The sequence below is a fragment of the Apilactobacillus kunkeei DSM 12361 = ATCC 700308 genome (genome assembly GCF_001281265.1).
Taxonomy (GTDB): Bacteria; Bacillota; Bacilli; order Lactobacillales; family Lactobacillaceae; genus Apilactobacillus; species Apilactobacillus kunkeei.
Window position 1 is genome coordinate 175509 of sequence record NZ_JXDB01000009.1, and the last position, 12692, is coordinate 188200.

Genomic DNA, 12692 nt, shown 5'->3' on the forward strand with positions numbered 1-12692 from the left:
TATGTCAAAGTTACATTATGTACACGGTTCAGAGAACCATTTCTTCTTATTGGATGTCGATGAACTAAAGGATTCATTGGATGACACTCAATTAAGTCATCTAGCCCAAAAGCTAGCACAAAGCGACGTGTTACCATACTCAGATGGTTTGTTAGTCGTCGATCACTCAGACCACGCCGAATGCATCGGTCAAATGAAGGTCTTTAATTCAGACGGAAGCGTTGCTTCAATGTGCGGTAACGGACTTCGTTGTGTCGGTCGTTACCTAGCCGAAAAGTTCAACCAAACTGATTTCAAGGTGCAAACCATGCAAGCAGATTTAAACGTCCACGTCTTTGACGACATTGCAAAGGGCGTTTCATGGGTTGGAGTTCAAATCGCCCCAGTTAAATTTGCACCCGCAGATTTACCCTATACCAATTTAGATTTTGACCAAATTATTAACGAAGAAATTCCAGAATTTAGTGACCATCTAAAGTTCACTTCAATGGCTGTTCCTAATCCACACCTAATTAGTTTTGTCGAAGATGATAACGATTTAGAAGAGCCCCTATTCAATTTAGGAACTTATTTAAATCAACCAAACGACTACTATCCAGACGGAGTCAACGTAAACTTCGCCAAGATTTTAGGTAAGAACAAGATCTTTGTGAGAACTTTCGAACGTGGTGTTGGTTTCACCAACGCCTGTGGAACCGGAATGTCTGCAACTTCAATGGCGTTTGCGATGAACTACCCTGAATCAGTCGACGTCAACGAACCAATCGACGTCTTCAATCCCGGAGGTAAGGTCCAAACTAGAGTCTACACAGAACCCGACAATCGTTGGATTCAACTAATGGGAAATGCGACATTCGCTGGTTACATTGAAGCAGACGAAGTCGATTTATTATCTCAACCAATTCAAAACAACTTAGTAGAATCCGGTGAAGAAGCTGATTACCTAGCATTTATCGATACCATTAAGCAATAAAAAAAGACTAGCTGATGCTAGTCTTTTTTAATCTTTAAAATATAAATGTTCATGAAGTTCGCACTTCGGATTGAATTGCGCGAAACAATATGGGCATACCTTATCCTGGTATTGTTGAAAACTTAGTTTGTGTTTACAACGTCCACACATGACCGGCTTAGTGTCCTTGGTACTAATTGGTACAAAGTCGTGATCAACCACTAAATTATGACATTGATAACACGCAAAGTATTGGTGACACTGTCCACACTCCATGGCTGCAATGTCATGGGGTTGATGGTAGTGAATACAGCGACTATCACTATCTAATTGAATTCCGTAAATCATCGAATCATCTCGATTTCTTTTTATTTATTATTTGATTCTGGTTTTTTTCAACAAATACTGCTCGTATAAATGATTGTTCTTACTCAAGAAATTAATCTCGGTGGTCTTATTAATCCTAATTGTCGTGTTGCTGTTTTCGTGTTCGTTTAAATCAGCGAGGTACTCGGATTCATTGAGTGTCATGACATTGTCGGTTAATAGGACAATCTTGCCATGCTCGACGTATTCGCCCTCTAACACACAAACACTAATCACCTTCTCGGCTTCAAAGCAGTTCAATAAGACCTGCTGGATTGTATTGGCGTTAAATGTATCCCACTGGTTCATTAAATGATAAGGATCGTATAAATCACTTTCCATATTCTGTTCAATATAGGAATTCAGCATGTCAGTATATGCCGTTTCATACCTTATCTCTAAAATGTCACTTTTCAAAAATGCTGTCACTGTGTCCAACGCACCGTTTAAATCGATGGTCTTCACAACAACAAAATCACCTAAGTCTTTTAAAAAATAACCTAATGAAAAGCTGTCTAACTCATATCCATCCCTGGATTTGAAGTACCATTCAGCTAAGCGGCTATCTCCGATATATTCATTGTTTGTGACTATGTCCATGGCGACACCTTCTTTTTTATCATTTACGATACTATACTCCATAATTTTTCTTTTGTCGCTCATCTGATACAATTAATACTATCAATTAAAGGAAGTGTACAAATGAATCGCAAACAGTTTTTCATCATCCTGTCAGTGGCATTAGTTTCCTTTCTAGGAACCGTTGACATGAGCATCGTAAATACCGCTTTACCGCAGATATCACAAGACTTACATATTCCAATGAACCAAGCAGAATGGATATCTTCGGCCTACTTAATTCTAATCTGTATGTCCCTAATTCTATTCGGTAAACTAGGGGATCAAATCAGCAAGGCGAAAATATTTCAACTTGGAACTTTAATCTTTACCATCAGTTCACTAATATGTGGACTTTCTGAAAACTTAATCGTCTTATTGATTGCCCGCTGTCTTCAAGGGCTAGGTGCTTCCATGACCATGGCAACCAACCTTGGAATCATCACCGAATCGGTACCGTTTAACCTTCGTGGTCGTGCGCTAGGCATCAACACCACCATCGGTCAACTCGGTTACATCGCCGGTCCTGCCGTTGCTGGAATTATTCTTTCCATTGCTAATTGGAACTGGATTTTTCTATTCAACGTGCCAATCGGCGTCTTCGCCTATGTCTTTGGTGGATTTGTCTATCAAAAGAAATCAACTAGAGAACGCCAAACCATTCATATCGATTGGCCAGGTTTCATTATTTTGGCCGTCTTAATCGGTTTATTCTTTATAGGTATATTTACTGGTCAACAAATTGGTTTCGCTAATACCAGCGTTATTTGGGCTTTTATCGCTAGTCTAGTTTTACTAGTCGCATTTATCGTCGTTGAACGTCGCGTCGACGACCCAATTTTAGCATTGAGCCTATTTAAGAACCCTGGTTTTTCAATCAGTATTATCGCCTTGATGTTCATGTACATCATTATCTACTTCAATAACGTCTTGCTTCCTTTCTACATCCAAGACACCTTGAAGTTCTCACCATCTAACACCGGACTATTAATGAGTGTCCTACCGGTGGTAAACGTCTTTACAGCCTACTTGGGTGGTGTGCTATGTGATAAGTACGGTGCTGTGATTATGTCACTACGTGCCTCACTTATTTTCGTGGCTGCCGAAGTTATCTTTGCCATCATGCAACCAAGCTGGACACTAATGGTGATGTTATTAGGATTCGTGGTCTTTTCTACTGCCAACGGTTTATTCCAAAACAATCCAATGGTAATGGAAAACGCCGCCAAGGATCAACAAGGCATCGCTGGTTCAATCCTTGCATTAAGTCGAAACATCGGTTTTACCCTTGGTCTATCAATCTCAACATCCATCCTATACGGAGCAATGAGCTTTAAGAATGGCCAAAAAATTACCACCTACCCATTTGGTAACGATTCGCTATTTGTTTATGGGATGCATTTCACCTACTGGGTTGCAGCAGTAATCATGTTAATCGTTACTGTCATGTTAATCTGGCTATTAAAACACAATCAAAATAAATACGCATAATAAAATAAATACGCATAATAAAAAAGCTAGTGAGTAAGTTCTCACTAGCTTTTTTATTTGGAATTAACCTAAGAAATGTCTTAGACGTCCCATCTTTTCAATTAAGATTTCACGAACCTCTTGGTCATCAATACGAACTAAATCGTTTGCTAACTTAGCGTGTTCTTTTTCTTCTTCGTTAGTAGGGCCCGCCTTAATGTCGAATGCGTCTTCGATGGCTTGGATATCTTCTTTAACGCCCTTCCATGCAGCATTCTTTTCAATTAATGAATCAAGGGCATCACCACTGTAGTACTTCAAGACATGTGCAAAGTCATGCTTCATATTTGGATAATATTGCTTCAACGCTCTGATTTCATCATCAGTTAATTGGTTTAACACACGACCAGTTCCTAATACTTCAGGTGGAACCCCAACTGAATATAGTGAACCTGTGAATGTGATGGCTCTTGGCATCTTGTATCCATCCACATCTCTAGAGTATCCAATAATACCAACGTGTTGGTGTCTATCACGACGCTTAGGGAATGAATCAAAAACAGATTGTAAGTCAGTAATTAGCGGATCTAGCGTTTCATGGTATTGTTTAGCAGCCTTATCAGCAACTGATAGTAATGTCTTTTGGTCATCATCATTAATGATTCTAAAGGCATTATGTTGTAGTCCATCACATAATTTTGCTACGGCTGGTTTAACAACAGTTTCTAAATCAAAATCATATCTAAATGCTGATTGAATAGTAGCAGTCTTTAAACCAGGGAATTCTTCTAAATATCTATCAACCATTAATGGAGATAATCCTCCTCTAAATATGGCACTACCAGTACCGGCAATTGGGTAAACATCGATACCTGTTTCGTTTTCAAATTCGCCCAACTTAGTTAAGGCTAACTTGTTACCAATGATACTGTTTAAGAAACCATTTGATAGAGCTGAATCTGATCCAGCCAAAAAGACACGTAGGTATCTTAAGTCTTCGCCAAATTTGTCTTTATAGATTTCGACATACTTCTTCAGAATCTCCGGAGCGTTGAATTGAGCTTCAAAACTTTCAAATAACGGAATCATTCTTAAACGGTCGTTGTTTTCGTGACCATTTTCAAATTCCTTTGATTTGAAGTGAGCTAGACTTGAGAATTTTTCTTCCATGTTAACCAATTGTTCTGCGGTTCTAGCCATTGGCAATATTGCTTCGAACAATGGACGATCTTTGAAACCTAAGTCTTGAGCAAAATCTTCAGCTAATAAGATAGTAGTCATAGCTTGCATTAAGCTATAACCAGTTTCTTCCCAGATGTTTGGTAAACGGAAAGTTAAGAACTTGTCGTTTCCAAGTGGATGTTTACTGAAGTAATCGTAATGTTCAGAATATAAACGATCAATTACGGAAGAGTCAGCATGTTTTCCTTCCCAATCCCACATATATTCATCTGCATCTAATGTGGAATAATTTTGATACGCTTCGTTAATTTCATTGAATGCGGACACGAACTTGTCGTTATCGTTCTTAAAAAACGGAACGTTTGCGTTGTCCGGGTGTTGAGTCCCCATGATGTTTGGAATTCTTCTGTCCATGTTAATTACCCCTTTATTTCATAAAAATTTGTAATCGTTTTATCGCTTCTAAAATAACTTCTTTAGATGAAGCATATGAAAATCTGATGTACCCTTCTCCTCCAGGTCCAAATGCGCTACCTGGAATAACACCAATCTTAGCCTTCTTAGCTAATTCTAGTGCAAAGTTTTCATCGTCTTTACCGTATTGTGCTGGAATTTTGGCGAACATGTAGAATGCTCCCTTTGGTTCTGGCATTGAGAAACCTAATTTGGTCAAACCCTTGTATAGAATATCTCGTCTTTCTTGGTAAATTTTAGCCATTTCAACAGGATCATTTTCACCGTTGATTAATGCTTCAGCCGCCGCAACTTGGGCAGAATTTGTAACTGATGTAACTACGAACGCATGAACCATTCCTACCTTCTTAATAAATTCGGCTGGTCCACAGATGTAGCCAACTCGATAACCTGTCATCGCATGTGATTTTGATAAACCACTTAGATAAATTGTTTGTTCAGGTAACATATTGGCAATTGAGTAGTGTTTCACTCCATATGTTAAGTCGCTATAGATTTCATCTGATAAAACATACATCGGATGTTGTTTAATTACTTCTGCCAGTCCGGCTAAGTCTTCTTTTGAATATTCAACTCCGGTCGGATTACTTGGATAGTTCAATAGTAAGGCTTTCACTGAGTCACCATGTTCGTCTAGGATGGCCTTTAGTTTTTCTGGTTTTAAGATGAAGTCGTCTTCAGATACATCGACCTTAATGACTTCCCCACCTAGAATTTCGATAATTGGGAAGTATAAAGCAAATGTAGGTGTTGGAACAATTACCTTATCTCCCTTGTTAATAATTGTTTGAAATGTTGAGTATAGGGCTTCTGTGGCACCAACTGTCACAATCACTTCACTGTCAGCATCGTATTTTAAATCGTATTTATTTGATAAATGATTGGAGATAGCATCTCGTAATTCTTTTTTACCTGTTTGATCAGCATAGTGGGAATCATTATTCTTAATGCTATCGATTCCTGCTTGTTTAACGTGTTCAGGAGTATCCAAATCTGGTTCTCCAATTGTCAATTTAATCAATCCATCAATAGAAGAAATTTTTTTATCAAAACTTCTAATTCCTGATGGAGCTAATGCATTCAATCGTTGGTTATGTTTACCAACAAGTGATGATGATAAGTTGGGCATTACAATTCCTCCTAAATATGCAAAAAAGGACCAATCGATTATTTTAATCAATCAGTCCAATTTTCAATGAGCATCATATTGTTAAATACTATAATATATCTTCATTAAAATTACAATATGATTTTTAATCATTTTCTAATTTTATAGATCGTATAAGATATTGATATATCAGGATTTTGAATAAAAATTTTCTTAGCAATTGAAAAATTAAATGTTCGGTAGTACCTTAAAAATGAAAGGTTTACTTTATAAAAGAAGTGAATTATAATCATTACTAGTTAATAACTATTATAAACTAGAAAGGGCCTTCGATATGAAAAAACAAACTTTAGCACAACGTATTAATATTATTCGTGCCGGTGTAATGGGTTCTAACGATGGAATCTTATCGGTTGCCGGCATCGTTATCGGTGTTGCCGGTGCCACTAGCAACACCTTCTCAATTTTCATTTCAGGAATTGCCGGTATGATTGCCGGAACTGTTTCAATGGCTATGGGTGAATATGTATCGGTTAACTCTGAAAGTGACTCACAAAAAAATGCCGTAGAAAAGCAAAAAGTAGCACTAAAAGATAACTATGATAATGAATTCAACATCGTCAAAAAAAAGTACATGAATAGTGGTATCTCCGACGAACTAGCTACCAAAGCCACTACCGAAATGATGAATAAAGACGCATTGGTGACAACCGTTCGTGAAAAATACGGTTTCAATGTCAACCAATTCACCAGTCCATATGCGGCTGCCATCGCGTCAATGATTTCATTTCCCACCGGATCAATTCTACCGCTAGTCGCTATCTCCCTCTTCCCTGCTAACATCAAGGTAGTCGCAACATTTATTGCGGTTCTAATCGCCCTATCGCTGACGGGATATGCTGCAGCAATGTTGAGTAACGCCAATCGTTTGAAATCAACATTAAGAAACGTCGCATCCGGAATGTTAACCATGCTAGTAACCTATCTAATTGGTTTACTAGTCGGAAGTCTAGCCTAGGGAGGAATAACAATGGAAAAGAAAAAACAAACCACCACAATGGATGAACGACTAAACACCCTAAGAGCTGGGGTATTGGGATCTAACGATGGGATTCTTACCGTCGTTGGTGTCTTGTTCTCAGTTGCCGTGGCAACACCAAACATCTTCACAATCTTTATCGCCGGACTATCTGATCTATTAGCCTGTGCCTTCTCAATGGCATCCGGTGAATACGCATCCGTTAGTTCACAACGTGACGCCGAAAGCTCATCTGTGGAAAAAGAACGTTACCTATTAAAAAACGACCTAGCAGGTGAAAAGAAGATTGTTCAAGAATTTTACATGAGTCGTGGAATTACCGAAGAAACATCCAAAGAAATCGCCGATGAATTGATTGCTAAGAAGCCATTGGAAACAATGGTTAGCATCAAGTACAACATCGAATTAAACCACTACATGAATCCGTGGTCAGCAGCGTTCTCATCCCTATTCTCAGCCGCACTAGGTGGATTATTCCCACTTCTTGCAATGAGTCTAACCAGTGGCATCTACCGTTGGCCAGCCACAATTCTAGCTGTTATCGCCTCGGTTGGTTTAACTGGTTTTTTGAGTGCCAAACTGGGTGATGGTAAAGTCAAAGTAGCAGTCATCAGAAACATTATCATTGGAATTCTAACCATGATCATTCACTACGCCATGGGGAAATTGATGAACGAATTCTAAAACAAAAAAGCCTAAGCACTTTTGCTTAGGCTTTTTTATTTACTTTAAATAATTAATTGCAATTTGTTTATATAGACGTATGAATGAATAAAATGATTCTAAATCAACGTATTCATCCGTTTGATGCGCAGTGTCATTACCAGGTCCTAGAATGATAACATCTGCATCTTCTTTTCTGGCCTTAAACTGAGACGCATCCGTCCCCATTGATAAGGCCTTCAAATCCAACCTGGTTCCCAGAATTGCGTCACTGGCATCCTGAGTTGCTTTCACAAGTGATGAATCAGCATCGCTTTTGACCGGATACCCACTAAAGTTTATCTCTAGTTCTAGATTATATCCATCTTTTTGGTTAAATGAGTCAATCAATTCTTGCAAATCAGCAATGATTTGATTGTTATTTAATTGTGGAATGGTTCTAACCATAACCTTTTGATAAGCAAAATCAGGAATTGAGTTAACCTGTTTACCACCTTCGAAGATATCGGGTGTGTAGATGGTTTTACCCAAAATATCATCCACGCTGGTTTGTTTAGCAAAGTATTGCTTTTCTTCCTGGCGATAATTGATTAGGTTATCAATCGCATCGATTCCCAATTCTGGAGTAGAACTGTGCGCTGCCTTTCCAATGCTCTTTACGGTGTAAATAAGGGCTCCCTTGTGAGCATAAACAATGGAATGATGGTTCTGATTATTTTGTCTTTGACCGGTTGGTTCACCAATCACGATTGCATCAACGTCATCAACATCCCCTCGCTTTGAAAGAAAGTTGGCACCACCTTGAGTTAATTCTTCAGAGATGGTTGCTAAGAATCTCAGTTGTCCTGATAGTTCAGCGTGTTCTTCTTTTAGCTCAATTAAAGCAATTACTTGGGCTGCTAAACCAGACTTCATGTCAGTCACACCACGACCATAAATCTTGCCATCTTCAACGAATGGAATAAATGGATCATGGGTCCAATCTGCCAAATTATTTTCGTGGACTGTATCCTCATGACCAGCAAAGGCCAGAACCTTTTCCGAAGAACTACCAATATGAGCAACAAGATTACTTCTATTATCAAATTGATCCACAATTTCATTTTCTATGCCATGCTTCTTAAGTAGCTGGCTTAAATAATCTGCGATGTCTCTTTCGTTGGCATCTACCGTATTAAAGGCAACTAGGTCCTTTAATACCTGTAATTGTTCTTCTTTTCCCATTAGTATCTACCTTCTTATTTTGCGTTTTCGTGATCAGTTAATCTGGCTAAGATATCACCGATAATTTGAATGACGAATACCAAAATCAAAATTAGAATTAATGATACAAAGGTAACGTCGTTTTCATATCTTTGGTAACCAACCATGACAGCTAAGTTACCAAGTCCACCACCGGCAACGGTACCAGCCATTGCAGTTAAACTGATTAGACTAATTAATGTTACCACGGATGAACGGATAATCTTAGGTAATCCTTCCTTTAGATATACTCTAAATACAATTCCCCATGTTGATGAACCCATAGCTTGGGCTGATTCCACAATTCCACTATCAACGTCTAGTAGTGCGTTTTGCACTTGTCTAGCGTAGAAAGGAATTACAGCGATTACCAATGGAACAATACAAGCAGTAGTCCCAATGGCAGTTCCAACAATAATTCTGGTAAATGGCGCAATTACAGCTAATAGAATAATGAAGGGAATCGCACGGAAGAAGTTCACAATCTTATCTAGAACTGTATAGAAGGAAATGTTCTCACTAATTCCTTCAGGTCCAGTTAAGACTAGTAAAACACCGATAAACAAACCGATTATTCCACCAATTAGTGCTGTTACGAATGTCATGTACAATGTTTCGATTGTGGCTTGTTCAAAGTCCGGAATCATTGTCATCACGTTTGGTAAGTAATGTGTCAAAAATGAACTCATCTGCTATCCCTCCTTACTATTTCTAATTTTTTCTTGATCCAAATTGATGTTGGTTAAATGAACATCCTTTGAGGCAAGGTATTCTTTGATTTCTTTGATAGTTGATTCTTCAGCATCGATTTCGATAATCAAGTTACCTAATGGCACGTTTGAAATGAATTCAATATTTCCATAAACGATGTTAGAGATTGCACCAAATTTTTGGTACAAATCAACAATGATTGGTGTTTCTGCAGAGGCACCAATGTAATGCAATCTGAATAGTTGTTGATTACGTGATAATTCAACAAAATGTTCTTGAGCACTTAGTGTGTCTACTGCTTCTTTCACGTTGTTAGTGGTGTCGATAAAGTCTTTTGTTAATTGTGTCTTAGGGTTACTGAAGACCTCTAAGATACTTCCTTTTTCGACCACTTTACCAGTGTCCATGACAGCTACCTTGTTACATAGTGACTTAACTACGTCCATTTCATGGGTAATTAAGACAATCGTAACGCCTAGTTCTTTGTTAATCTTCTTTAGTAATTGCAAAATGGCTTGCGTGGTCTTTGGGTCCAACGCACTGGTTGCTTCATCGCTAATTAGAATTTGTGGATTGTTTGCCAAAGCTCTGGCAATGGCCACTCTTTGTTTTTGACCACCAGATAATTGGGCTGGATAGAACTTTTCCTTCCCGTTTAAACCAACTAGATTGATCAAACGTTGAACACGTTGTTTTCTTTCTTCATTTGAAGTCTTAGTTCCAACCATTGGGTATAGAATGTTGTCTTCAATTGTTCTAGCGTTCATTAAGTTAAAGTGTTGGAAAATAAATCCAATGTTCTTTCTTAATTGACGAATTTGCGCATGGCTGAATTTATCAATATCTTTGTTGTCGATAATCACCTTACCGGCACTTGGTTTTTGCAGGTGGTTAATTACTCGTACTAAAGTACTCTTACCAGCCCCTGAATAACCAACGATACCGTAAGCATCACCCTTTTCAATTTGTAGCGTTACGTCTTGTACCGCCTTTGAAACTTGGTGTTTTTGCTTAAAGGTGACATCGATGTGCTCTAGACTAATTTGTGCCATAATTTCACCTCTACCTCTATTTTGTTTCTAAAACCTACTTGTTGAAGTTGATGTCCCATGCGGGGATATTTTCACCCTTGTAAAGTTTCTTTAGAAGATCCTTAGTAGCTTGGGTTTGGTAAGCCTTTACAACCTTCTTGTAGTACTTGTTGTTTGCTTCACTCTTGTTTGCTGAGATGATGTTGATATATGGGATTGCTGATTTGTTAGTTGGTTCTTTAAATAAGATATCTTTTGAACTTAAGTTTGAATCCAATGCAAAGTTACCGTTAACAACTGCAGCGTCTTCGTCAGATAAAGCTCTTGGAGTTTGGGCAGCATCTAGAGGAACAATCTTTAAGTGTTTCTTGTTTTCAGTAATGTCACTTGGAGTTGGTAATGCAGTGTTTTTTAGCTTGATTAGACCGGCACTAGCAAGTAACTTTAATCCACGAGCTTCATTAGTAACGTCGTTAGCAATCGCAACTGATGCACCATCTTTTAAATCTTTTAGACTTGAAACTTTCTTTGAATATAGAGTTAGTGGTGAGAAGATTGTCTTACCAATAGCTACAATCTTAGTGTGGTGAGCTGTGTTCCAATTTTCTTGGAATGCGTAGTTTTGGAATGCGTTAATGTCTACTTCTTTGTTAGTTAAAGCATTGTTTGGTTGTGAGTAATCAGTGAATTGAACTAGTTGTAGATCAACGCCTTCTTTTTTAACACGTTGTTGAACAGCTTTCCAAACACGTGTGTCTCCACCCATGATACCAATCTTGACTGTGTGTCCTGAATCCTTACCACAACTTGCTAAAAGAGTTAGTGGTAATACCAATAAAAATGTAAAAGCCAATAATAATTTCTTGTAATTCTTCTTCATAAGAATAACCTCCTAAAAATATAAATGTATGTAACGGAATTTTTAACTTAGCCAACAAAAAAACTCCGCTCCTAGATTAAATCTAGAAACGGAGTTCCGTGGTACCATTCTAATTCAGCGGAAGCTTACACTCCCACCCTCAATAACGTCTATATAAACGCGTGCAATTAATAATGGTTGCCACCCCATCATCGCTTAATTATCAGCGATGCCAAATTACAGGCCATATTCATTATCTTCTGATTCATTCACTTTCAGCAAACGTGAACTCTCTGCGCAATCATTGGATAACTACTCTCCTGATCATCTTGTTTTATTCGTATCGGTTAAGTTGTTTTATATACTACACCCATTTTCTAATATTGCAACATATTTTTATCATTATTTTCTAATTTAACATTTTCTTAATAAATAAAAAGGAGCCTAATTAAGGCTCCTTCAGCATTTTATAGCAATCTTACATTCTGAGAAAATAGTAACTCAATAATTAAAATCAACACATCTACGGCCACGAAGAAACCAATGAATGCGAAAAATGTAAGCCGAATTGCTTGTAGACGATTCTTTAGAACATCCCCGGTGAATTCACCATGTTTCTTTTCTAGGCTAGGTAGTTTTAATCCTAGGAAGATGTAAATTGCTTCTAGTACAAATAACACGATGATTAAGTAGTTGTTAGCCATTTCTGGAAAAATAATGCTTAGAACAAACGCAGTAGCAACGATTGCCAAGATTACGTATTGACCGGTAACTACGTTTAACTTCTTTTCACCTGACTTAAATGCTTCGATTTGTTTCTTATCTCCGCCAAATGAATCAAGTGTCTTTTGGTTAATCGTCTTATTCAACTTGTGAATCTTTGGTAGAGTTTCATAGGCACCGAATAGTAATAGTGCGATTACAACAAAAAATAAAATTAAATAAATAACAGTATCCATTATCAGTCCTGCTTTCCT

General features: G+C 37.9%; 13 protein-coding genes and 1 other annotated feature. Of the genes, 4 read left to right on the forward strand and 9 right to left on the reverse strand.

What is annotated here, in order from left to right; all coding sequences use genetic code 11:
• Position 1 precedes the first annotated feature (1 nt).
• Complete coding sequence (gene dapF / locus RZ79_RS05610) at positions 2 to 973, forward strand: diaminopimelate epimerase (RefSeq protein WP_054450493.1); 972 nt, start codon at positions 2 to 4, stop codon at positions 971 to 973.
• A gap of 27 nt (positions 974 to 1000) precedes the next feature.
• Here dapF and RZ79_RS07180 read toward each other — a convergent pair whose 3' ends face one another.
• Positions 1001 to 1300, reverse strand: a complete 300-nt coding sequence (locus RZ79_RS07180; RefSeq protein WP_080768538.1) for a CHY zinc finger protein — start codon at positions 1298 to 1300, stop codon at positions 1001 to 1003.
• A gap of 27 nt (positions 1301 to 1327) precedes the next feature.
• On the reverse strand, positions 1328 to 1918 hold the full coding sequence (locus RZ79_RS05615; protein ID WP_054450495.1) for a hypothetical protein: 591 nt from the start codon (positions 1916 to 1918) through the stop codon (positions 1328 to 1330).
• Between the two features lie 102 nt (positions 1919 to 2020).
• Between RZ79_RS05615 and RZ79_RS05620 the strand changes: the two genes are divergently transcribed.
• Positions 2021 to 3427 carry an MFS transporter gene (locus RZ79_RS05620; RefSeq protein ID WP_054450497.1) on the forward strand — a complete coding sequence of 469 codons (1407 nt, stop codon included), beginning with the start codon at positions 2021 to 2023 and terminating at the stop codon, positions 3425 to 3427.
• Positions 3428 to 3490: 63 nt separating this feature from the next.
• On the opposite strand, the gene ppcA is transcribed toward RZ79_RS05620, so the two are convergent.
• Both ppcA and RZ79_RS05630 read right to left on the reverse strand, forming a co-directional pair.
• Complete coding sequence (gene ppcA, locus RZ79_RS05625) at positions 3491 to 5002, reverse strand: phosphoenolpyruvate carboxylase (RefSeq protein WP_054450499.1); 1512 nt, start codon at positions 5000 to 5002, stop codon at positions 3491 to 3493.
• A 13-nt stretch (positions 5003 to 5015) separates the two neighbouring features.
• A complete protein-coding gene (locus RZ79_RS05630; protein ID WP_054450501.1) occupies positions 5016 to 6191 on the reverse strand; it encodes an aminotransferase class I/II-fold pyridoxal phosphate-dependent enzyme in 1176 nt (391 codons plus the stop codon).
• A gap of 313 nt (positions 6192 to 6504) precedes the next feature.
• On the opposite strand from RZ79_RS05630, the gene RZ79_RS05635 reads away from it, so the two are divergent.
• Together RZ79_RS05635 and RZ79_RS05640 are read left to right on the forward strand one after the other, a co-directional pair.
• Positions 6505 to 7188 (forward strand): VIT1/CCC1 transporter family protein, encoded by a 684-nt coding sequence (locus tag RZ79_RS05635; protein ID WP_053795774.1) that lies wholly within the window; start codon positions 6505 to 6507, stop codon positions 7186 to 7188.
• 12 nt (positions 7189 to 7200) lie between these two features.
• Entirely contained in the window at positions 7201 to 7893 is a 693-nt protein-coding gene (locus RZ79_RS05640; protein ID WP_054450502.1) for a VIT1/CCC1 transporter family protein, read from the forward strand.
• Between the two features lie 39 nt (positions 7894 to 7932).
• Here RZ79_RS05640 and RZ79_RS05645 read toward each other — a convergent pair whose 3' ends face one another.
• From RZ79_RS05645 to RZ79_RS05665, 5 genes are all read right to left on the reverse strand, one after another.
• Positions 7933 to 9096 (reverse strand): ArgE/DapE family deacylase, encoded by a 1164-nt coding sequence (locus tag RZ79_RS05645; RefSeq protein WP_054450503.1) that lies wholly within the window; start codon positions 9094 to 9096, stop codon positions 7933 to 7935.
• A 14-nt stretch (positions 9097 to 9110) separates the two neighbouring features.
• Entirely contained in the window at positions 9111 to 9803 is a 693-nt protein-coding gene (locus RZ79_RS05650) for a methionine ABC transporter permease (protein WP_053795777.1), read from the reverse strand.
• A gap of 3 nt (positions 9804 to 9806) precedes the next feature.
• Complete coding sequence (locus RZ79_RS05655; protein ID WP_080997474.1) at positions 9807 to 10877, reverse strand: methionine ABC transporter ATP-binding protein; 1071 nt, start codon at positions 10875 to 10877, stop codon at positions 9807 to 9809.
• Positions 10878 to 10911: 34 nt separating this feature from the next.
• Positions 10912 to 11736, reverse strand: a complete 825-nt coding sequence (locus RZ79_RS05660) for a MetQ/NlpA family ABC transporter substrate-binding protein (RefSeq protein ID WP_054450506.1) — start codon at positions 11734 to 11736, stop codon at positions 10912 to 10914.
• A gap of 81 nt (positions 11737 to 11817) precedes the next feature.
• Positions 11818 to 12052: a binding site (T-box leader), on the reverse strand.
• 130 nt (positions 12053 to 12182) lie between these two features.
• A complete protein-coding gene (locus tag RZ79_RS05665; protein ID WP_054450507.1) occupies positions 12183 to 12674 on the reverse strand; it encodes a hypothetical protein in 492 nt (163 codons plus the stop codon).
• Positions 12675 to 12692: the final 18 nt, after the last annotated feature.

What these genes read in the sequence shown, in the direction of transcription:
- RZ79_RS05635 (WP_053795774.1), top strand. Translation starts at nt 6,505, where the DNA reads ATGAAAAAACAAACTTTAGCACAACGTATTAATATTATTCGTGCCGGT.
- dapF (WP_054450493.1), top strand. Translation starts at nt 2, where the DNA reads ATGTCAAAGTTACATTATGTACACGGTTCAGAGAACCATTTCTTCTTA.
- RZ79_RS05645 (WP_054450503.1), bottom strand. Translation starts at nt 9,096, where the DNA reads ATGGGAAAAGAAGAACAATTACAGGTATTAAAGGACCTAGTTGCCTTT.
- RZ79_RS05660 (WP_054450506.1), bottom strand. Translation starts at nt 11,736, where the DNA reads ATGAAGAAGAATTACAAGAAATTATTATTGGCTTTTACATTTTTATTG.
- RZ79_RS05650 (WP_053795777.1), bottom strand. Translation starts at nt 9,803, where the DNA reads ATGAGTTCATTTTTGACACATTACTTACCAAACGTGATGACAATGATT.
- RZ79_RS05620 (WP_054450497.1), top strand. Translation starts at nt 2,021, where the DNA reads ATGAATCGCAAACAGTTTTTCATCATCCTGTCAGTGGCATTAGTTTCC.
- RZ79_RS05640 (WP_054450502.1), top strand. Translation starts at nt 7,201, where the DNA reads ATGGAAAAGAAAAAACAAACCACCACAATGGATGAACGACTAAACACC.
- RZ79_RS05655 (WP_080997474.1), bottom strand. Translation starts at nt 10,877, where the DNA reads ATGGCACAAATTAGTCTAGAGCACATCGATGTCACCTTTAAGCAAAAA.
- ppcA (WP_054450499.1), bottom strand. Translation starts at nt 5,002, where the DNA reads ATGGACAGAAGAATTCCAAACATCATGGGGACTCAACACCCGGACAAC.
- RZ79_RS05630 (WP_054450501.1), bottom strand. Translation starts at nt 6,191, where the DNA reads ATGCCCAACTTATCATCATCACTTGTTGGTAAACATAACCAACGATTG.
- RZ79_RS07180 (WP_080768538.1), bottom strand. Translation starts at nt 1,300, where the DNA reads ATGATTTACGGAATTCAATTAGATAGTGATAGTCGCTGTATTCACTAC.
- RZ79_RS05615 (WP_054450495.1), bottom strand. Translation starts at nt 1,918, where the DNA reads ATGGACATAGTCACAAACAATGAATATATCGGAGATAGCCGCTTAGCT.
- RZ79_RS05665 (WP_054450507.1), bottom strand. Translation starts at nt 12,674, where the DNA reads ATGGATACTGTTATTTATTTAATTTTATTTTTTGTTGTAATCGCACTA.